Below are 22,119 nucleotides of genomic sequence, written 5' to 3'. Positions count from 1 at the left end.
GGTACTCACTAATTGGAGATAAGCCTTTCGAAGTCCCTCAAATCCCAGACCAGCCAGTCCACTTCCCTAAGCTCGTCCTTTCCCTCGACCTTCTTCGCGACAAGCCCGTATCTCTTCTCCCACCCATCCAATCCCACAAGCTCGGCCTTCCTCTCCAACTCCCTCAAAATTCCCCTAGCTTCTCTCTTGCTCAGGTTTTTCCACTTAACCTCAACGAACAAAGCCTTTTTCTCCCTCTCGTTCAAAGCCACCAGATCAATCTCCTTATCCCTATGCCACCACCTTCCTATTTTAGTGAACCTGAAGGGAAGCTTTTCTTTTCTGTTCAGCTCGATTAGAAACTGCTTCGCCACCTCTTCAAAGGCAGAGCCGAGGTAGTGGTTGAACTCCCTTTCGAACTCCTCCAGCGCGCCCTCGGGGAAGCCGCTCTCTATCTCCTCGAAGTACGGAGCTACAAACCGGAACCAGAAGGCGAAGTAGAGGTCTTTAAAGCGGTAGATGCCCCTCTTCGCCTTTCTGCCAGCTGGAAGCTCCCTCTTCAGTATCCCAAGGTCTTCGAGGATTCTCAGGTACCTCGCGGTGTTCTTGGGCTCAAGGAAGGCGTGCTGGGCTATCTCGTTCACCCTCGTCTTTCCCTTAGCGATAGCCTCAAGGAGAGTGTAGTACGTTTCAGGCTCCCGGAACTCCTCCTCAAGGAGCTCTTTGGCCTCGTGGAAGAGGAAGGAGTTAGGATCGAAGAAGTTGGCCCTTATCTCACCCTCAACGTCCCTCCCCTCGAAGAGCTCAAGGTAGCGGGGAACGCCGGATGTTACGGCATAAACTTTCACGGCATTCTCTGGTGAGATGTCCTCAAACCACTCGAAGAGGTGCTTGAAGCTTAGGGGCGGGAGGTTCAGCGTCGCGTCGCTCCTCCCGTAAAGCGGGCTGGAGTAGTCGAAGAAGCTCCTCTTGAGCAGGCCGACGGAGGAGGCGGAGAGGATTAGCATAACGTTGCTCTCCGCGAGTATTTCGTCAACTATGCTCTGGAACTCGGCTTCCACCTCAGAATAGCGGAGCAGGTAGGAGAACTCGTCGAGGAAGACGATGAGCCTACGCCTCGATTGAGAAGCGATGAAGCGGAAGGCGTCGCTGAAGGTGGAGAAGTTTGGAGCTGGAATTCCAAAGTGTTCTCCTATGGCCTTGTTGAGCTTATTCAAATTGTACTCCCAGAGCCTCTTCTCAAACTGGACGCTTATGGCCTTCTTCCCCTTCAGAAACTCACGAACGAGACGGCTCTTTCCTATCCTTCTCCGTCCCGTGACAAGGACGAGGGTAAAACCGTCCCTCCCGTAGAGCCTTTCAAGGGTCTCAAGCTCCTTCTTTCGGTTAACAAATTTTCGAATCCTCATAATATAATCGTGGGTCGAAATTTATAAAAGGGTTTCGCTCATCGAATCCAGAGCTCAGTATTCAGTAAACCTTAACTCCTCTTCCGCCTACCCCCTCCGATGCCTATGCTGGAAGGAGTCTTCGTCCCCCACGTCACGCCCTTCGATGAGAACGAGGAGATAGACGAGTCAGCTCTCAGAGAACTCGTGAACCACTTCATCAATGCCGGCCTCAACGGCCTCGTATCCCTCGGCAGCAACGGTGAGTTCCCCTACCTGAGCTTCGAGGAGAAGCTTAAGGTCGTTGAGACCGTCTTGGACGAGGCGAACGGCAGGGTTCCCGTTGTTGCAGGTGCCACCGAGAACTCCACCAGAGAAACACTGAGGCTCGGAAAGGTTCTCCTCGACATCGGAGCCGATGCCCTGCTCGTAGGCCCGCCGTACTACTTCAAGCCCTCCTCAGAGGAGCTCTTCGCCCACTACTCGGCTCTAGCTGAGAGGCTCGACGGTGAGATACTCCTCTACAACGTCCCCAAGTTCACTGGAATAAACATTCCCATCGACGTCATCGAGCGTCTCGCTAATGAGCATTCCAACATAATCGGCATAAAGGATTCAAGCGGGAGCATGGGGAGGATAACCGAGCTTGTGAGGCGCCTTGGAGACAGGTTCACGATCCTCGCCGGAACCGCCGACGTCATGTATCCCTCATGGGTCGTGGGCGCTCACGGTGCCGTAGTTGCCGTTGCCAACGTCGCCCCGGAGCTATGTGTAGGACTCTGGAGGGCCTTCAGGGAAGGAAACCACCGGAAGGCCAGGGAACTCCAGCTCCGTGTCAACCTGATAAATGAGGTTGTCGTGAAGAGGTACAACCAGATAAGCGCGGTAAAGGCCGCGATGGAGATGAGGGGCCTGAAAGTCGGAAAGCCGAGGCTGCCTTCTCTGCCCCTGGAAAAAGATGCAGTCGAGGATATAAGGAATGCCCTCGCGGAAGCGGGGATTCTCTGATTTCACTCCATGTTTTCGAAGATGGGGGGCTTGGGCTTCCTGAATTTGGTATCGAGCTCGGCCCTTCTTTTGCTTACCCTTTCCAGGAGCCCCTCAACTTTTTCATTCTCCGGGTACTTCCTCCTCAGGCTCACCAGTGTTCCCTCAAGGAAGCCCAGGATGGAAACCTTTATGAAATCCTCGCCTTTCTTGGTCTCCAACCCCTCATTGAGCCTCACGAATGAGTCAAGCCTTGCTATGAGCGCTTTTTCGTCGAGCTCTTCGAGAAGCTTCCTGACCTCTACAACCTCAGGAACCTCAACGGCCATTCCATCACCTCCCTTTCTCAGAGCCTCAAACCAAAAAACTCCACGGCGTTTTTTTCGGTTGTCCTCTCCACCTCTTCGAACTCCGTGCCTTTAAGCTCCGCTATCTTTCTAACCGCGTACTCCACGTTCCATGGGTAGTTCCTCTCGCCCTTGTACGGGCTCATGTACGGTGAATCGGTTTCCACCACAATGCTCTCAAGCGGAAGAGCCTCTGCCGCCTCCCTGACTGTCGGGATGAAGTCTATCCCAGTGTTGATGCCGATTATGTGGCCGTTCTCCGCTACCTCAAGGGCAAGCTCCTTCGGCCCGCTGTAGGAGTGGAAATAAGCCTTGACCCCTGCCCTCTGAACCTCCTCAAAGACCTCCCGCTCGGCATCGCGGGCGTGGAGGACAACCGGGAGGTCAAGCTCAACGGCCAGGTCAAGGAAGTGGTGGAAAATCTCCCTCTGGTTCTTTCTCTCGGCCTCGGTGGTGGCGTAGTAGAAGTCCAGTCCTATCTCGCCGAGGGCAACTATCTCGCCGGCGTGCTCGCGGATGAAGGTCTCCACCTTTCCAACTTTCTTCCAGTTGCCCCTTCTCGCTTCGTTCGGAGCATAGCCCAGGGTTGGAAAGACGAAGCCGAAGTGGGGTCGTAGCAGTTCCCAGCTCTTCCAGACGTGGAACTTCCTGTACTCGGTTATCGAATCAACTACCGCCTTCAGGCGCTTCCTGCTCTCCTCGACGACTTCTCCAGCTTTTCCCTTGAACATCTCGATGTGGGCGTGGGCGTCTATCATGGTTGGCCCTTCATAAACGCATAGAAAAGCTTTTCCGTTGTTTGCCCGAATACTCAATGGAGGCCATCATACATGAAAAACAAGGAGAATGCCCCGGGCAGCATGCGTGATATTGTGGAGGTTCTGAAAAACAAGTCTCCCAAGGAGCTTCTGAGCTACGCAATATTCAACGAGCTGGAGGAGGCGGAGTACTATTCCAAGCTCGCGGCCAAAGCTGGTAGGGCGAGCGTTAAGGCACTGTTCCTGAAGATGAGCGAGGACAGCAAGAACCACCACGACTGGCTGTACAGGCTCTTTAAGAAGATGTATCCCGGTGAGGAACCGGTTAAGGTCGATGCTCCGCCCGTTGAGGTTGCCCCGTTTTATTCCGAATTCCAGAGCGTTGAGGATTACATATCCGCCCTGAAGTACTGTATGGATAGCGAGCTGTTCGCGAAGAAAACCTACGAACTCCTGGCAAAGGTTGCCAGCGATGAGGACAGCCGGGATTTGGCCCTAAACCTGGCCGCAATGGAGGAGGATCATTACCAGTCGCTCCGCAAGATGTACGAGCTCATGCTCTCCCTGGAGGAGGAAGAGATACTCCCAGAAAAGCTCGAACCCGGGGGATACCTTTTCACGGACGAGCTCAAGGCAAAGTACTTCCTCATAGACCTGATCAATGTTGGGGTGAGGCTCTCCGTGGCCGTCAGGGAAAACCCCAAAAAATTCCTTGAGATGTTTGGTGGGGCAGATATCGAAGTTGTCTGGATAACCAAAACTGAAGTGGAGAACTCAATTCGACCGGAGGAGATACCCATCCTCAAGAAGAGATTCTGCAGGTTTCTGAAGGAAACCTCCGAGAGGGACGAGACCGGGGCGGTGTTTCTCCAAAATCTCGGCTACTTGGCGCTTGAGCTGGGCTTCAAGGACATGATGGATGTGGTTCTCTATCTGAAGGACTGTGCCCTACTTCACGACGGGTATGTGCTGGCAACGGCGGTTAAGGATGCGTTCAGTCCGCGCGAGTGGGCGCTTCTGACGTCGGAACTCAGAAGGATATCCTGATCAAAGCTTCCGTGTTTCCCACACCACGGTTCCGTCCTTTTTGACGACCCTCAGGATGCGGTGGTATGGTATCTGTGCCTCTCCCACGAAGAAGTATCCGCGCCCTAGCTCTATCAACTCCACAGGGATTTTCTTGATGTCGCCGTATGCCCCGCGGTGCTCGATGACGATGTAATAATCGCTCTCCTCCTCCCGGGGGTCGTACTTTATCTTGGCCAGCACTTCCTTGACCGAACCCTTCCTCATCAGAGCCACCCCAGGATGTCCCTGATGTTCTCCTTCCACTCTTTGATGGCCCAACCGTGCCCGGGGAGGCCGAAGTCAACATCGTACTCCGCCAGCTTTTCAAGGCTCTCCTGGAGCTTCCAGCCGTTTCCGGTCGGCAGATCAGTCCTGCCAACCGTGCCGTTGAAAAGGGTGTCTCCCGTGAACATGATCCTCGTTTCTCCGTCGTCGAGGTAGAGGCAGGAGCTCCCGGCGGTGTGGCCGGGCGTGTGAACCAGCTCTAGCTCCAGCGAGCCCACCCTGAGCGTGTCACCCTCTCTCAGATGGATGTCCACCGCCTGCGGCTCAAACTTCCTCCCGTAGGCGTATGCGAGGATAACGTAGTCGTCTCCCCTCTCAAGAACCCCCGCGGTAGTTTCGTGGGCCGCGAAGAGAACCTCGGCCCCTTTCCCCTCAAGCCATCTCTTCACCGCCCCGTTGCCCCCAACGTGGTCGAAGTGCTCGTGGGTGTTAAAGATCACCGCCCTCCTTATTCCCGTGAGGTAGCCCTCCCTCTCCCAGATCTGGGCATAGGCGTGCCAGTTAACCCCCGTACCTGTGTCTATTATGAGGGCATCCTCCCCACTTCTCACGAGGTACACGTTGGAATCCCATCCGATACCCCTGAGCATCACGGTGTGGGGAGGAATCTCAACCGGTACCAGCTCCCTTGGAAACTCCTCAATTCGGCTTATTCTCACTATTCCACCTCCAAGAAGGGCTCAAGGGGGGACCGCGTCTTCATCCCGGGGGAGCGAGTCCCCGTCAGGAGGGATGAATCTCTTCATCGCCCGGTTGGACTTACTTCCCGGGCCTTATTAATTTTAGTCTCCCTTCTTCAGCCACGAAACGTCAAATACCTTCCCCAACCCCTCAAGGACGGCCCTGTAAAGCCACTCATACTCACGGAGCTTTTCCTTCCCCATCTCAAAGTACTCGTTCCCGTCCCCTCCCCTGAGCTTCTCCACGGCACCGAGGAAGAGATAGCCCGCCCAGCCGAGGGGGTAACCCGTGCTCTGGGCTATTCTTATAATTTCCCTCGCATCGGCCTCGGCCTTATCCAGCTCTCCGAGGGCGATGTATGACACACACCGGTAGGCCATCGTGTCGACGGCCCTTCTGTAGTTTCTGACTTTCAGGAAGTACTCGGCGGCCTTTGTGGCGTATTCCACGGCCTTTTCATACTCCCCAAGCCCGTAATACCCTTTTGTGAGCTCCATATAAGAGGTGTGCTCCAGAGAACGTATCCCGTAGGCCCTTGAGAGTCTCATGGCTTCCTCGTAGTAGCGTATCGCCTTCAGGTAGTGTCCCATCTCTGCGTATATGTCTCCGACGTGGAGCAGAACCAATGGCTCTTCCTCGATGTCCTTCAGCTTCCTCACCAGTTCGAGCTCCTTGAAGGCGCTCTCCAAAGCCCCTTCAAGGTTTCCCTGGTAGAACTCGTACTTGGTTCTCTCTATATAGTAAGAGAGCCAGACGTATGTATCGTTCAGCTCTTCTGCCAGCTTTCTCGTTTTTTCTAGGTATTCCCTGGCACTCTCGAAGTCGGTGAGTTCTATTGACAGGTCGGCCATCAGGGCCTCCACCTCGGCTTTAAATACACCCTCAAGTTCCGGCTCGGCCTCCAGCCACAGTTTCTTGGCCTTCTCGAACAGCCCGTTCTGGAAGTGCACCATGCCCATTTCGAGCTTTGCGTGTGGGTCGTCGGCAACCTCGGAGAGTAGCCTGAGGTATGCCCTTGAGAAGTCCGTAACGATTCGGCGGAACTTCCTGATGCGGAGGAGGACGAGATCCCTGACCATGTCCCTCGCACCTGCCTTCACCGCGTACTTGAAGGCCAGAAGAAAGCTCCTCGGCGCAGGCCTTTCGAGGAGGTATCTTATGTATCTGAGGTAGGCACTCCTCTCATCGATCTCCCCGACCTGCCTGGCGAAGCCCTTTATCATCTCGTGGAGGAAGTAGTAGTCGCCTCTCCTTTCAACGAGCCCCCTCCTTATGAGGGAATAGAGCACAGGGAAGGAGTTCTTGCTCCCGTAGAGGAACCTCACGGCCTCGTATTCGAGGGGCTCTTCGAAAAGGGAGAGGAGCGAGAGCATTCTCCTCTCATCATCTCCGAGCCTCTGATAGACCTCGTTGAAGAGAAAGTCAAAGAGATTTTCCCTACCCTTTTCCTGAAGGCCCGAACTTTCTATGACCAGGTTTATTGCGAGTGGGTGTCCAAGGGTCAGCTCGTAAATGCCGGCGAACTCCTCGGGAGGAATTTCCTTTCCTTTGAGCCGGACCAGCTGGTAGGCTTCCTCCGGCTCAAGGCCCTTGAGGTGGATGTAGACAACACCCTCTATTCCAAGGTTTGGCCTCACCCTCGTTGTAACGACAACCCTTCCCTCTTCGAGCTTGGGGGCAAGGTAGGAGAGCATCCTAAAAACCCTCTCGTCCTCACACTTGTGGAGGTCATCTATAACGACCGTGCTTCTGGTGTTCTCAAGTCCCTCCAAAACGAGCTCTAAAATCTCGCCCTCCTCCCTCCCACCGCTCCTCAAGTAGTCTATTAAGTTTGTCCAGCCGAAGGAGTTCAGGAAAAGCCCAAACTGCCAGGCCAGGTAGTCGAAGTCCTCCATGCCCGTCATCGAGTACCAGTAGGCCTCAGGAAATGCCCTGGCAACAAGCGTTGTCTTTCCAATTCCAGCGATGCCGTAAACAACGACAACTCCCTTGGAGTTCCTGAGAACTTTTAGCTCTTCCTCCCTGCCTACGAAGAGGTCAACATTGGGCCTCTTCTCCCACCTTATCGGGAACTTGTAGGAAGTTTCTCCACCCGTCTTGACCCTCACCTCCCCCGGTTCAAAGGTTATGCTCAGCTCGCCGACCTTTAGAGAGTATATCCTGACGTTTTTTCCATCTACTCGAACCCATCTCCCTTCAACAAGACCGAGCCTCTCAAGGTTCTTGAGGCGCCTGGAAATGTCACTCTCGTCCCTCTGGAGAAGCCGGGCGAGCTCCCTAGGATGGAAAGATCCAGATCTGAGTACGGAAAGTATCTGGAGGTTAGCCTCGCTGGAAAGGGCCTTGAGCAGGGATCGTATCTCCATATGTTCCCCCGAATAATAGAAGATGGTAAAAAAGTATAAATCCCTTGCGGAAAATGGAAACAGGAGCTAGATTAGGACGAGCTCCCTTCTGAGAACCTCAAGGGCCTCCTTCTCCAACAGATAGGCCTTTCTCATATAGATTACATACCACAGTGGGGCGTTTGGATAGTGTTCCCAGCCCATGGCATAATATGCCATCGCCTTTATGTGCAGCCCCATTGCCTCGTCGATGACGCTCTGGTTGGTGACGTTCTGGAGCAACTCCTCAAAGTCCCTGGCGAGCCTCTGGTAGCCCATCTGCCAGTAGAACCCGACGAGTATCCAGTTCATTCCCGGTGCGGTTGCCTCAAGGTACTCCTCCAGTACAAGCTCTACCACGGGGTCACCGGAGACGACCACGTAGAGATAGCCCGCGGCGGTGCCGTAGTAGCCGACCCCTTCGAGCGGCTCGGTCCCAAGCCTGTAAGTTGTCCCGTTCTTCTCGACTGTAACGTTCACGACCTTCATGTTCTCCAGAGGTACCATTAGCACCGCGTAGCCGTTCCTCTCGGCTTCTATCACAGCCCTGACCCACAGTCTCTGGTGGCGCTCCCTTTCCGTCCTGAACTCCTTCATAACGGTGAGTGTCTCTCTCAGCGAGGCTGAGCTCCTGATCAAGAGCCACGGCTCTTTGAAGATCCTCTCGTCGATAACGAGCCGCCTTTCCTTCGGGAACTCGAAGACTCTCTTCCAGTCGCTGTCCCATACCATTACCCTGATTGTGTCGTTGGAAACCGATGCCTTGCTCTCAAGTTCGCCCGGAATCGTGATAATTTCCGTCCCGTTGATGTGCTCCACCCTGACACTGGTGTTAACGGTGAAGTTGAGCTCTGCCGTTCCAACGTTGCCCCAGATGTCCGATGCCCTAACAATGAGCCGGTGCCTTCCGTCTCCGACGCTCACGCTGGCCACCCACGTCCCGTTGGAGGGAACCATCGGAATCTCAACCCCGTCGAGCGCAACTGTTACAGAGCTTACCCCCGATTCATCGTGCACATTCGCCCGTATCTCGCTCAGGTTGTAGTCATAAGTCACGTTCTCTGGGAAGAGCACCACCACCTCGGGAGGAACAGTGTCCTTCACGTTGCTGGCGTTCCCGAGGAGGCCGACCCTCTGGAGGAGCAGTAAAGTCGTCTCGTTGTGGTCAATAAGGCCCCTTATCACTGCCGTCCTCAGGTAGGTCGCGTTTATCCAGCCACTTCCTGAACCTGTCGTTAAGTTCTCGTTCCAGCTTATTAGACTCCAGCTCCCAGCGCTCACGCTGAAGACCTCGTCAAAGCCTTCCGTGGAGATGTTTATCTCCGAGAGCACTTTGACAGTCCAGTTCTCGAAGTCCCTCCTAAAGCCTTCCCAGGAGGTAGTGTTGTAGAAGCCGAAGTCTCGGGTGAAGGTGTAGCTCTCGTTCCTCTCAAGGCTCACGTTGGCGATGACCTCAACCCTCTTTGTAAAGCTCGCGCTCAGGTTGTAGGCGTCCCATACTGTTAATGTAACGTTGTAAATTCCACCTTGAGCATAGACGTGAACCGGGTTCGCCTCCTCGCTGGTCCAACCGTCGCCGAAGTCCCAGAGATATCTTGAGATTCCGTCGGGGTCGCTTGCGATTGCTGTGAAGTTAACCGTCAGGTAGTCGGCGCTCCAGGTGAAGTCCACCTCCGGGGGCTCGTTCACCCTGAAGAGAACGGTCTTGCTGACGTTGTGGCTCACGTCCCAGGCGTAAACGGTGAGGTTGTGCCACCCGTAGTCGAGGGTGACCAGCTGGGAGTGGTTTGCCTCGCTTGAGAGGAGCGAGCCATCTAGATATGCCCTGACGCCGAGGAGGTCGTGGTTTATGACGGTGTAGTTGAGCCAGACTTTCCTTGAGTTGTAGACCTTCTCCTCTGGGCTTTCAATGTAGATAACCGGCGCGCTCGGGTTGAGGTAGATCCAGAGGCTCAGGTTTGCCGTGTTCCCGAAGTCATCAACGGCGTGAATAACGACGGTGTTGTTGCCTGCCTTTAAAGGCAAGCTCCCGCTCCAGAGGGAGCATGTGCCGTCTTCCCAAAGCTTGGTGAAGTCCCTGCTCTCGTTTCCAACGCTTCCCCACACGGTGACGTTGGTCTCGTCGCAGGCGGTAACGTTGAAGGTCGGCACCTCCTCGTAAACCCCGCTTCCAGGAGACACTTCAAGGACGGGTGGGGCTGTATCGACCTCCTTGCTCGCGTTGGCGAAGAGACTGACCACTTGCCTGATGCGTAGCGTCGTGTAGTTGAAGCCCGCTATTCCGATAACCGTCGTGTTCCTCTCGTAGGTCGCGTCTATCCAGCCCGTGGAGTTCCTGTAATCAAGGCTCTCGTTCCAGTTCATAAGGCTCCAGTTGCCCGCAGTTACGCTGAAGACCTCGTCAAATCCTTCTGTTGAGACGTTTATCTCTGAGAGCACTTCAGCAGTCCAGTTCTCGAAGTCCTTCCTAAAGCCCTCCCAGTAGAACCCGGTGTAGTGGCTGAAGTCTCTGCTGAAGGCGTAGCTCTCGTTCCTCTCAAGGCTGACGTTAAGGTAGCCCGTAACGACCGCGCTCAGGTTGTTGACCTCTATGAGGTGCTCCCCGGTCTCGTTTATCTCCACCGTGAAGGCGAAGACCCTCCACTCGCCGGGCTCAATCATTAAGGCGTTCCATGCTATGGTGCTCCCGTCGAGGTAGAGGGTGGCGTTGTAGGTTCCCGGTGCGTCGCCGGTGTTCGTGACGTTGAGGTAGACTGAGACGTTGAAGGGAACCACTCCCCACTCCGGCTCAACGGTGAGGTTCTCAGAGAACCTTGGTCCAAGGAAGACCTCAACGGCTTCCGTTATCGAGGCGTTGGCACCTTCGTCGTCCCAAACGGTTAGGGTGACGTTGTAGACACCCGGCTTAGTGAAGGTGTAGTTGAGCCTTGCACCCTCGAAGCTCTCATTGCCGATGCGCCAGAGATATCTAGCAATCCTCCCGTCCGGGTCGTAGCTCAGCGAGGCGTCAAAGGCAACTGTCTTGTTTACCACGGCAGGCCCGTTGTAGCTTATCACCGGCACGGGCCTCCTGTTGCTCTTCAGGACGTAGAATTCGGCCGTTCCGAGGTCGAGGATGTGGAGCTTCCCGTTCTCGATCCACTGGGCTATCGGCTCTTTCCCGTCACTCCTAACGGCTCTCATATAGCCCGTTACCGGGACGGTCATGTAAATCCAGTCCGGGCTCCTGACGAGCGGGATTACCTTGACGAAGCCCCTTCCAGTCTCGTTAGTGAAGTTAACCGGTAAGACGGCATAATTCTCTCCACTGGAGTCGAGTATCATCTCGGGAATCCCGTCACGGTCGTCATCGACTAGGAAGTCGAGCATGCCATCGTCGCTGGCCGTGTTGTTGAATGCCCTCAGGAGGAAGTGAGTTCTGACCTCCTTAATCAGCGAGGTCTCGTTGCCGCCGAGTTCATCGCTGTGCCGGAAGGTGGCGTTGTAGTAGACGAAGTCTCCAGTAACTTCCGCGATCATTATCCATGCTGCTGTGGAGCTCTCACCCGGATTTAAGTCGCCGAAGTCAATCGTCAGGCTGTTGGGAACCTTTCTGCCGTTAACCATGGTTCCGAGGATTCTAAAGTCGATGTAAACACCGGGGTAGTTGGCCTTCTCAATCTTCGGCTGGGCTGAGGCTATGCGCAGGTTCTTAGCGATCCCGTAGCCGACGTTCTTCACCCTAACGCCGAAGACGAAGGGAACCGGCGGTTCTTTCTCCGGCGTGTAGGGGTCATCGCCGTAGACCCTAGGAGGTATCACGTAGTCGAGCTCCAGCTGCGGAACCGGCTCGACCTCTATCAGGGCCGGCCAGGTCTCATAGACGAGCGTCGTGTTGCCAACCCTGGCTGTGATGTTGGCCATGACGTAGTAGCGCGTCCTGAACTTCTCTGCCGCGCCCACTTTCGGGATTATGAGCCACCTCAGTTTTGCCTGTCCCTGCGGTGGCAGTGTGTCGCCGGTTAAACCGCTCTTCTCGTCGAGTCTGAGGAAGAACTTGTCGTTCGCCGGATTGCCCTCGCTGTCGAAGAAGAGCACGCTGACGTTGACATCGCTGAGACTGTAGTTAGCGTTGGTGTTTGTAAACTTCAGCGATGCTCTAAACGCCTGTCTCTCGAAGGTGACCCTCTGCTCGATGGTTATGACGAGGTCGATGCACATGTGGAGGGTATTGTCCGGGTAGTCGTCTCCGCCCTCCTGTAGGGGCTGCACAGTTCCACCGTTGTCACCTAAGACTTTTCCGCTCAGAGGGATAGTTCTGCATACCCTCCCCCCGGCCACGCTTCCGGCCTTCTCGAAGGCCTGGACGGAACAGGAGGGACAGCTCTGAGTGTCTAAACTGTTATCAGAACTTTCTGCGGAGTTTTCTTCTGGCTTGGGAAGACCTTCACAGGTAAATCTCCCGACGCTAGTCTCTCCATCGCCATCCCCAACTGCCGGCAACCCTGCAATTCCCCCGCCATAGCCGCCGAGAGAGCCGTAGCGAATGAGCTGGAAGGTGCTGGGTTCTTCAGTCTGAGGTGGTGTGCAGTTGTTGTGGAGGGCGCACACTAGACAGTTCGCTCCGGCCTGTATCAAATAAGGTGGCAGCTCCTCTGCTATTTTGTCCAGGAGTGTTATCAGACTGAGGCCATTTGTCAGGCCGGCCCCAACGACACCGAGCTTTGAAACTATTGGTGAGGCCAGGTTGTTAGCTATCGAAGCTGCTTTCTTCCAGTCAACCTTCACCTGCCCGTTGGTTGTTGAGACAACGCCCATGGCGTAAACATACGTCGGGGCGTTGGTGGTCGAGACTGCAAAGCCCGTTACCCTGCCATTGGAGTCCTTAACGACCGTGAGCTGGTATGAGGCTAACTCATGCCGCATCTCCCAGTAGAGGGCCGGGTTTGACGCAAAGGGTGCCGATAGTATATCCGCAAGGTTGTCCTTCCCGGCGTTGAAGACCTTGACGAAGTGCTCTATGTTCTCGGACGTCGGGTTCATGACCATCTGGGCATAGGCGTCGTATATGCTCTCAAGGTTGCCCAAAGCCTCTCCCGCAACGGTGTTGGCGATGTTGGTGTCGTCTATCTTGCCGAGGGCGTCCCCCACCTTCTTTCCTAGGAAGAGGAATGCGGTTTTTCCCGCCAGCAGTGCAAGGGACTTCCAGCAACCGTCACAGGTGGGCTTAACGACTATCTGGTGAACCTTCTGGGCCTTCAGGGTTATCTTTCCGGCCTCTTCAACGCATACAACGCCAGCCTTGAGGTAGAAGGTCTTGGTCTCGTGGAGGCAGGGGTTTATCGGCGGCGAGCGCTGGTAGTAAATCCTCACGACGTAGGGGACGACTACGCTCTCCCCGGGCTTGAGCTCGTCTATCTTATCCACTGCGAACTCCACGTCGATGTAGTGGCTCCCGCCGCTGTCAAAGGTAATGTTGAAGACCGAGACGTAGGGATGGGTGTTGGTGACTATCAGCTGGCCGTGGAGCTCTACAAAGCCTGCTTCTGCGAGCTTCTCATAGTCCACGTAGACCTCAAGGTCGCCGCCGTAGCTCCTTATCTCCGGCGCCGGGACGTAGGTGGTGTAGCCTATCTCGTGCTTGATTATATATACGTCCTGTATCGTTACGGGAACGACTTCCCACTCGACCTGAAGGATTGAGGGCATCAGCACTGCTGTTACGTTCTTTTCCACCCCGGCCTCGACAGTTACCGTCTTGCTCACCGTGTAGTGGCTCTCCTCGGAGACGAAGAGGGTGTAATCGCCGACAGGGACGCCGGTGAAGGTTATCGTGCCGTTTTCGTCCGTTTTCCCCTCGAAGTGGGCGTAGCCGTTGTAGAGGACAACCTCTGCACCGCTGAGCCTCGTGGCGTTCGGGTCCATCGCTATGACGGTAATAACTCCTGTGGCGTTCGGCGTTACGGTAATCCTGACCGGAATTATGACGTCGCGGTGGTTGGAGGAGCTCACCCTTATGCTACCCTCGAAGGTTCCCGTTAGGTTAGAGGGCGGCGCTATGTAGAGGGCTATGCTCTCGGCTTCCTTCGGGGCCAGCTGGGTGAAGTTGCTGGTCACCTTAACCCAGTCGAGGGAGCTCGTGACGGTAACGTTCCTCAGCATCTCAAAGCCGACGTTCTTTATGGTTATGCTCCTGCTCGCGGTCTCGTTGGTAAGTACTCCAACCTCAAGGGCTCTCGGCTCAGCGACGATTATCGGTTCCGGCGGAAGGACTGTAAGGTTTATTGTGAGGTTCTTCTCTATCTCAAGGCCGAGCTGGGTCGTTCTGAAGGTTATCGTCGCCGTTCCGTTCACTGCGTTATCGCTTGAGAGGGCAATCTCAACCCTGTTAACGCCAGGCCTCAGTGTTATTCTCGATGGGACCGTGACGTTGAGCCATGCCGGGGCATTCACCGAGACCGAGACGTTGGACTCTTCCCAGTGGTTTACCAGCGTTACCTCGATCTTCCCGCTGAACTCCTTCGTGACCTTGAGGGCGTAGACGTCGGGCCTTACGGTTATTCCCACGATGTCGAACTCCCCATCTCTCTCAAGGGTTAGGACGCTCGGGTGGGTTGCGCTCACAATAAAGTGGCCTGCCTCCCTTGGATACAGCCTGAAGGTCAGGGTGAAGTGGCCGGTTTCGTCGGTCATCACCGCGTACTCCCTCACGAAGTCGCCCCTTGCTATGGCAACCCTAACGGTAACGTTCGGGAGCAGTCCGCTGGCGTTGTAGGCGAATCCCTCAATGGTGACATCTTCCCCGACCTCGAAGACACTCCCCACGGTAACGTTGGCGTTGTAGGGAGGTTCTTCCGTCGGGACTGTGATTACTCTCGTGAAGTCCCCGACGTCAGTCCTCACCGTTGCGTTGATGGTCATCTCGTCCGGCGCATCGGCCGGGACGATATAGTTGAAGGAGGTCGTAAAGGAGAGGTTCGGCGGGACTGTAACGGATAGGCTCCTCTGCATTCCGAGAACGCTGACGCCCCTGACCATGAGCGGGGCACTTCCCGTGTTCCTGAAGGTTACGTAAATTCTCGCCCTTCCTCCCCTGACAAAGCCCTCGGTTGAGACGAGCACGGGGTTCGTCACCGGGTCTCTGACCTCGACCTCTTTAATGGCCACTATTCCGACGAGCCTGAAGGTCAGGTTGTAGGTTCCCCTCTCCTCCGGGACGACGCGGTAGCTCAGGGTTGCGCTCCCGCCGGGCATTAGAACCAGCAACGGTGAGAGAGGCTCCCCGGTAGCATTCCCGAGCTTCAAGAGGGCAGTTGAGGTATCGAGCGGTGCAGAGCCGTGGTTGGTCAGCTTTACCTCGACCAGTGTCGGGAGGCCGGTTCTCGGGCTGTATACGGTGATCTCTGGGGCCCCGGCCTCGGTCGGTTTCACTGGCAGGAGCACCTCGGTCGAAGAGCCGTGGACGGTGAGCGAAGCCCTCAGCGAGCCGAGGCCCTCTGGAACGGTCGCGACGAAGGTCTCGGTGATGTTACCAGGTGAGAGTTCAACCTCCCTTTCAAGCCTCCCGATTACGTCTCCGAAAACGTCTATCAGCTCAAGGGTTAGCGTTCCATTGGCAACGCCATCGAAGTTCTCAATCGTAACGTTGATAAGTGCCGGATAGCCGGTTGCAAGCCTTTCAGGGCTTATATGAAGCCTCGCGGGGAAGAGGTGGGCCGGGTCGCTCTCAAAGCCGGCGAAGTCAACGGCGGTAACGCTGTAGTTGAGGCTTCCAGCATAGATGTCGCGGAAGTGGGTAACTTCAACCGGCTCGTCGTTTAACCTGATTCCATCGCGGTAGACGTAATAGCCCGCTATGTCGGAATCCCCGCTGGGTAGCCAGTTCAGCTCGACGTAGGAGCCGTTGAGGTTGACCGTCAAACCGCTCGGCGGGTGAGGAATGCCGTTGACGCTGAAGGTAACCTTCAGCTCCGCCCTGTTGCCGGCTTTATCCACCGCTTCAACCTCCAGCGTGTAGGTTCCGTCGGTCCTTATCGCCCTCCCGCTGAACGGCCTGCCGTTGACGGTTACCGTGTAGTCCCGGAGGTTCTCGTCCCTAACCTCCACCGCCGGAAGGACGCTACCGTTGTAGAGAGCCCCGTCGGTGACGTTCGTCCTTATCTCCGGTGGCTCCCTGTCGAGGACGAAGCTCCAGGTGTAAGTTCTGGAGTTCCCGGCTTTATCGTAGGCTACAGCCATTGCAGTGTAGTTGCCGTCCGGGAGAGGCGTCGAGTTCTGGAAGAGCAGCCAGCCGTAGGTAAAGATTGAAGAGCCGTCAACCGGGTTCCCGTTGAGATAGAGCCTAAGCTCGCTCTTGAGCAGGTCAACTCCGGAGCCTTCATCTCTAAGGAGAACCCCAACGATAGGCTCGTTTGTGAAGCTCCCGTTGGCGGGGTAAAGCTGGGCCGGATATGGAGCTTTCTCGTCAGCTATTAAGACGGAGAGGTTCTCCTCGTTGTTGCTCTCGTCCAGTTCGCCGAGCTCGTTGAAGGGGTCGGCAACTGCCCTTAGGGTATAGGCGCCATAGCGAGCCCTCCAGGCGTTGGTGAAGCTGAGGGTTACCCTTTCCCCTCCTCCCAGACCGCGAATAAACTTTACAGCGACGAGGGTGCTGTTCGCGTATATCCCGACGTGGAAGGGCAGCATTGTGGTGTTTCCTGCGTTCTCAACGGTGACGGTGAAGTTGAAGTAAGCCCCGACGACCTCTCTTCCGGAGTAGGCGAATGAAGTGACCACAAGGTCAGGAGCGGGAACATTGACCTGAACAGCAACCTCGTTGTTATCCTCGTCCCACTCGCGGATTGCGTTTCCGGGATCGGCCACCGCTGTGAGATTGTAGCTTCCGGGGTCGGTTGTCCATGCCACCGTGACGTTCATCTCCTCACCGGGGGCTAAACTGGGCGCGTAGGCCCTTCCGAGGGTCTTTGCTCCGTTGCGGACGACGATGAGGAAAGCCCCGGTCTCGTAGTCGCCAATGTTCCTGACGGTGACGGTCGCGTTGGCGGTCTCGCCCGAGTAGGTGAAGCTCCCCGGCGAGAGCGAGACGACCTTTATGTCGGGTGCTTTAACGTGGACTGAAATCGAGCGTTCGTTGTTGGTCCCGTTGACCTCGGTAACGTAGTTCCCCGAGTCTGCGACGGCCTTTATCGTTGAATCGCCCGGATATGGCCTTATCCAGACGGTAACGTTGGCCTCGCCTCCGGCAGGGAGTGAACTTACCCAGGCCCCTCCAAGGTATTTGCCGTCCTGGTAGATGACAACCGGGAAGCTCCTCTCGATGTCCTGGCTTCCGGCGTTTCTGACAGTCACGTTCACCGGGAAGAAAGCATTCGCGTGCATCTCCGGGGCGCTGAGTGAGGTAACCACTATGTCGGGCAGGTCTATAGTAACGCTTGTCTTCACCTCGTTGTTGCTCTCGTTAACCTCTGGAATTTGATCGCCGGGGTCAACGACGAGCTTCACCTCGTGGGTTCCGCCGACGTTGAAGCGCCAGGAGATGGTCTTTTCAACGGTCTCACCGCCCATGAGGGAGCCAACCCAGGCCTGGGCCTTGAGTGAGCCATCAACGTACATGGCAATGTAGAAGCCCCTGTATGTGTCCCCGCCGAGGTTCGTGACGTTCACGCGATAGGTGAGGTATCCCCTCGCAATGTCTTCGCCAACCCACTCGTAGGAGCTTATCGTAAGGTCGGGGGCTTCGATGTAGTAACTCCCCGAGACCTCGTTGTTGCTCTCGTCAGACTCGATTATCTGGTCGCCCGGATCGGCCTTTATGGTAATCGCTATGTCTCCAACTTTATCGGCGTACCACCTGAAGTTCAGCCTTACCGACTCGTTTGAGCCAATACCGTAGACAGTCCTGTAGTAGAGCTCCCCGCTGATGTTGAAGAGGACGCTGAAGGGCCTGTAGATTGCTTCGCCAAGGTTCCTCAGGGTGACGTTTACGTCGACCCATTTTCCGTAGGCGAGCTCTCCAACGCTCAGGTTCTCAAGGACAAAGTCCGGCGTTCCAACCTCGCCCAGATAGGCGGTGTACTCGTTGTTGCTCTCGTTCAGTTCGGGAATGTAGTCGTAGTAGTCCACGATGACTTTAACAGTCAGGTTGCCCGGTTTCGCGTTGTACCAGCGCCACGTTATCTCCTTCGTCTCATTGGTTCCGAAATTCGGGTCGGGTGAATACACTGTGCCATAGCTCAGCCTCGAACTCCCGTTCCATATCTCGACCCTCGTGTAGAAGCCCTCGTAGAAGGCCTGCCCGAGGTTCGTAACGTAGACCTTGAAGGTCACGATCTGACCAGAGGTGAAGTTGTAGGGCTCCCATGTGATGCCGACCGGGACCAGCTCGGGCTTCCCGAAGCTGACATTTCCAAGGAATACCTCGTTGTTGTTCTCGTTCTCCTCGGGATAACTGTCGTAGGGGTCGAGCCGTACGGTGAGGTTGTGCTCACCCGGTTCTGGATAGTAGTAGAGTGTAACTTCCTTCACCTCGCCAGCTTTCAGGCCGTCGAGGTAGGCGCTACCCCTTCCACTTCCGTTATCGTAGAGGCGGACGTAAAGGGAGCTCCCAAAGTTGGCCCCGAGGTTGGTAACGTTCACCCTCACCGGGTAGCCCTTGTACAAGTAGGCGCTCCCGTTCAACAGTTCCTCCGGAACCGAGAAGTTCACCACCGCGAAGTCAGGCCTTCCGAAGCTCACCCTGAAGGTTGCGTTGTTGTTGCTCTCGTTCGCCTCGATCCAGTAGTCGTAGTAGTCCACCGCTATCGTGACGTTGTGCTCTCCAGGCTTGGGCGTGTAGTAGAGTGTAACCTCCCTCACCTCACCCGAGGCGAGTGAGCTTATCCAGTAGGAGTAAGCATAGCTCCCGTTGTCAAGGAGCGTAACGTAGAAGCCTCCCTCAAGGTCTCCCCCGGCGTTGCTCACGTTAACCCTTATCGGATACTCCTGGTAGAGGCTGGCAGAACCGTTGAGAACTTCCTCCGGGACGGAGTAGCTGGCTATGAAGGGATCGGGCTCCTCGACACTGACGGTAACCTCTGCGACGTTGTTGCTTTCATTTGACTCGATCCAGTCCCCTTCGTAGTCGGCTATGGCCCTGAGGGTGCTCAGCCCGCCGTTGAAGGGTATATCGGCGGTTTCCGTGACGCTCCCGCCCGGAGGGAGGGTTACGGGGGCGAGCTCATAGGTTCTGATTATCGACTTTCCGTTCTCGTCCGTCAGGTTCACCTTCAGCCCGAGCTCATTACTCCACCAGTAGAGGTTCTCGACCCTCAGCGTTGCGTTCCCGGTGTTCAGAACCGTGAGGTTTACCTGGACGTCCTGACCGGCCTTGATCTCGGAAGGCAGGGCAAGGTGAACCGTGAGGTCAGGATAGCCCGTCGCGTAGTTCGTTACCAGCGAGTTGTCCTCCAGGCTGCTCTCGTTGACCTCGGCAGGGTAGTTAACGGTCACGTTGATAAGCCCGCCGGGGGCCTGGATAAGGAGGTAATCGAGGTGGTAGGTGTAGGTGCCGTTTGAGGGAAGGAACGCATCGATTACGAAGTGTCCGTAGCTTGGTGAGGAGTTGAAGTTCTCAACGTACACCCTACCCCTGATTGGGTAGCCCGTGCCGTTGTACGGGGCCCCGATGTTCTTTATCGTGATGTTAACCGGAACGTGGCCAACGGTGTTGTCAGGCATCTCGATCGAGTCCACTATGAAGTTGGGTAGCGGAACGCTCACCCTGTAGGTGAAGACGTTGTTGCTCTCGTTAGTCTCGACTATGGAATCGTAGTAATCCGCTATGAAACGTAACGTCGAGTTTCCACCGTTCAACGGGGCCGAGATTGTGACCCATTTATCCTCCCCTGGGCCCATACCCCCGCTCACATAGGCTGAGGAGTAGCCTAGAGCGCCCTCAAGCTTTATCGTGAAGCTCCTCGTGAAGGCCTCGCCGAGGTTTTTGAGGGTGACGTTGAAGGTTGCTTCGCTTCCTGTAATCCCATCAAAGCTCAGGAGCGTGACGTTCGTTATCACGATGTCCGGACCGGTCACAAACACAGTCTTGCTCAGCCTGTTGTTGCTCTCGTTCAGTTCGGGAATGTAGTTGCTTGGATCAACGACAACCGTTAGGTTAACCTCGCCGACATCAGAAGGCGTCCACCTAAGAGAAACCTTGGTGGAGCCGTTAATGGTGGTGTACGCGTAGCTCTCGTAGTAGCCGTTCTCGTAGAGGTTTACCCTCACGCTTCTGGCATAGCAGCCGCCGAGGTTTTCGATGGTGGCGTTGATGTAGTAGGTGTTGCCGGTTGAGACACTCGCGGGGACCTCCATCGAGCCGACCGTGAAGTCGGGGCTTTCGTACGTCCTTGAGAGCGGAACCGTGAGGGAGTTGTCACTCTCGTTGGACTCCGCGACCCTTTCGTAGGGATCGACCTCTATCCTGACCCCGGTGAGGGTTCCCGCGATCACAAAGGGACTCAAGGCAACCTCGACGGTCTCTCCGGACTCTATGTCCACAGAACTGGAATAGCTTGTGGTGCTCCCGTTGTAAACCAGCACCCCCCTGACCCAGACATCGCTCCAGTTGATGTCTCCGTCGTTGGTGACGTTGACCAGAATGAGCGCCCTCTCACCGAGGCAGCTGGGGAGCCTGACGGTGTAGTTGACTATCCTGAAGTTGGGCAGCGGGAGGTTGTACTCACCGAGGGGATAGGCGTTGTTCGTTTCGTTGATGTCCCCATCTGCCTTCACAACGAGTGTAAGGTTGTAGCTCCCTCCCTGGGCGAGCCAGCTTAAGCTACCTGATGCCGTGCCGTTCGTGAAGTCTCGCCTGTACAGATACCTCCGTCCCTCGACCTTTCCGTTCCTCAGGAGCTCAACCACGGCACTTGGATTCTTCGATGTGCTCCCGACGGTGAAGTTAATCTCAACTCTCTCGCCCGGCGTAACCCCTCCTATACTCGCGCTCTCTATCCAGTAATCCCCGGGCCATACCCCGAGCTCGGCTACGTTGTCGCCCCTGTACGGGTCGTTGAGGTTTTCTTCATCGTCCGCTATGATCTTCACGTAGTATTCGCCCAAGGGTAGGGTAATCGAGACGTTGGTACTTCCTCCTTCGGGAATGCCCGAGACCTCAACGCGCTCCACCGCCGGAGAACCCGAGGGGATCTGGACCTCAAAGCTCTTTCCTCCAGCTTTCTCAAAGCCGACCGTTTTCCCGGCAACTTTGGAGTAGTAGCCCGTGAAGAGGTCGTAGCTGTATGAGGAATACTCAAGCAGGCGGTAGCTCCACCTTATCGTCCCGTTGGCGAAGATGACCACCTGAAAGTTCAGGGGGTTTGAGTAGGAGTCCCAGTCCTCGTAGGTCGAGCCGAACCACTCAACCACCACCTTGTCAGGAAAGCCGACGACGAGGAGATAGCCGTCCTCGGTTTCGAGGTCATCATCGAGGGCAAATATGATGTCGCTCATCGAGTAATCCTCGTCCATATGGACGCCGTACGTGCTCCCGAGGTCTGGCTCTTCCCACCTGCCGAGCAGCTCGATGTAGCCGTTTGTGCTGACCGAGATGTTCGTGATGTCCCTCCCAAAGAAGTTCAGCGTGAATGGAAGTCTGTAGATGAAATAGCCGTCGTCCTCGCTTAAAACCGCGCTCCCGTTCTCGATGTAGTCTCCATAACCTGCAATCACCGCATCATCGAGGTACCCGGTGGTGTTTATCCACTGAAACGGCACCTCAACTACTGGGGAAGGACTCATCGGGGTGAAAACCTTGAATGTGACGTTGAATGGCCCGCTGGCCCCTCCAAAGTTTTCCAGTGTGGCGTTGATAATGACCTCATCTCCCGAGACGGCGTACCCTTCTCCATGTATCCAGAGATCCGGCGGTTCTCCGTCCTGGGCACTGACTCTGCCAACTCCCACCGCCCGGGGGGGCACTAGGGAGGTCAGCAAAACCGCCAGAACGAGAATGGAGAGTGTCCTCCTCAACTCCTATCCCTCCCGACCTTTTCTTCCTGGAGGGCCTTCTCGATCTGTATCACAAAGAAGGATTCCTCAGCGAGGAGAACCTCCAGTATGACCTTCCTGTCTATTCCTGTTCTCTCGTTTATGTATTCCACCAGCTCGCGCCGGATTTCCCTGAGTGTCCTCCTTTCACGGGTTGAATGGTTTGCACCCGGGGGAATAAGGGCTAACCCCATTGTGCCACACCCAAAAGGTCTTTGCCCTTCCCATACTTACCGGG

At 55.7% G+C, this 22,119-nt stretch carries 10 protein-coding genes; 2 read left to right on the top strand and 8 right to left on the bottom strand.

Annotated elements, in window-relative coordinates:
• Positions 1-8: 8 nt before the first annotated feature.
• On the bottom strand, positions 9-1,388 hold the full coding sequence (locus F7C11_RS10840) for an ATP-binding protein (protein WP_297093316.1): 1,380 nt from the start codon (positions 1,386-1,388) through the stop codon (positions 9-11).
• Positions 1,389-1,487: 99 nt separating this feature from the next.
• Between F7C11_RS10840 and dapA the strand changes: the two genes are divergently transcribed.
• Positions 1,488-2,375, top strand: a complete 888-nt coding sequence (dapA, locus tag F7C11_RS10835; protein WP_297093314.1) for a 4-hydroxy-tetrahydrodipicolinate synthase — start codon at positions 1,488-1,490, stop codon at positions 2,373-2,375.
• 2 nt (positions 2,376-2,377) lie between these two features.
• Here dapA and F7C11_RS10830 read toward each other — a convergent pair whose 3' ends face one another.
• The gene (locus tag F7C11_RS10830; RefSeq protein WP_297093312.1) at positions 2,378-2,683 is read right to left on the bottom strand and encodes a DUF3216 domain-containing protein; all 306 of its coding nucleotides are present in this window, start codon (positions 2,681-2,683) and stop codon (positions 2,378-2,380) included.
• A gap of 17 nt (positions 2,684-2,700) precedes the next feature.
• Positions 2,701-3,459: a YchF/TatD family DNA exonuclease gene (locus F7C11_RS10825; RefSeq protein WP_297093310.1), complete on the bottom strand. Its 759-nt coding sequence runs from the start codon at positions 3,457-3,459 to the stop codon at positions 2,701-2,703.
• 72 nt (positions 3,460-3,531) lie between these two features.
• Here F7C11_RS10825 and F7C11_RS10820 point away from each other — a divergent pair, with 72 nt between their 5' ends.
• Entirely contained in the window at positions 3,532-4,506 is a 975-nt protein-coding gene (locus F7C11_RS10820) for a DUF835 domain-containing protein (RefSeq protein ID WP_297093308.1), read from the top strand.
• On the opposite strand, the gene F7C11_RS10815 is transcribed toward F7C11_RS10820, so the two are convergent.
• The 5 genes from F7C11_RS10815 to F7C11_RS10795 form a co-directional block, all read right to left on the bottom strand.
• The gene (locus tag F7C11_RS10815) at positions 4,507-4,752 is read right to left on the bottom strand and encodes a DUF504 domain-containing protein (RefSeq protein WP_297093307.1); all 246 of its coding nucleotides are present in this window, start codon (positions 4,750-4,752) and stop codon (positions 4,507-4,509) included.
• Entirely contained in the window at positions 4,752-5,471 is a 720-nt protein-coding gene (locus tag F7C11_RS10810) for an MBL fold metallo-hydrolase (protein WP_297093305.1), read from the bottom strand. Before F7C11_RS10810 ends, F7C11_RS10815 begins: the two co-directional genes overlap by 1 nt.
• Positions 5,472-5,594: 123 nt before the next feature.
• Entirely contained in the window at positions 5,595-7,859 is a 2,265-nt protein-coding gene (locus F7C11_RS10805) for a tetratricopeptide repeat protein (protein ID WP_297093303.1), read from the bottom strand.
• 66 nt (positions 7,860-7,925) lie between these two features.
• Positions 7,926-21,863 (bottom strand): CARDB domain-containing protein, encoded by a 13,938-nt coding sequence (locus F7C11_RS10800; protein WP_297093301.1) that lies wholly within the window; start codon positions 21,861-21,863, stop codon positions 7,926-7,928.
• Positions 21,860-22,075: a hypothetical protein gene (locus F7C11_RS10795; protein ID WP_297093299.1), complete on the bottom strand. Its 216-nt coding sequence runs from the start codon at positions 22,073-22,075 to the stop codon at positions 21,860-21,862. The genes F7C11_RS10800 and F7C11_RS10795 overlap by 4 nt, the downstream gene beginning before the upstream one ends.
• Between the last annotated feature and the right edge of the window lie 44 nt (positions 22,076-22,119).

The sequence above is a fragment of the Thermococcus sp. genome, from assembly GCF_015521605.1.
In the GTDB taxonomy this organism is placed as follows: domain Archaea; phylum Methanobacteriota_B; class Thermococci; order Thermococcales; family Thermococcaceae; genus Thermococcus.
This window is presented reverse-complemented; position numbering and strand designations above follow the sequence as displayed.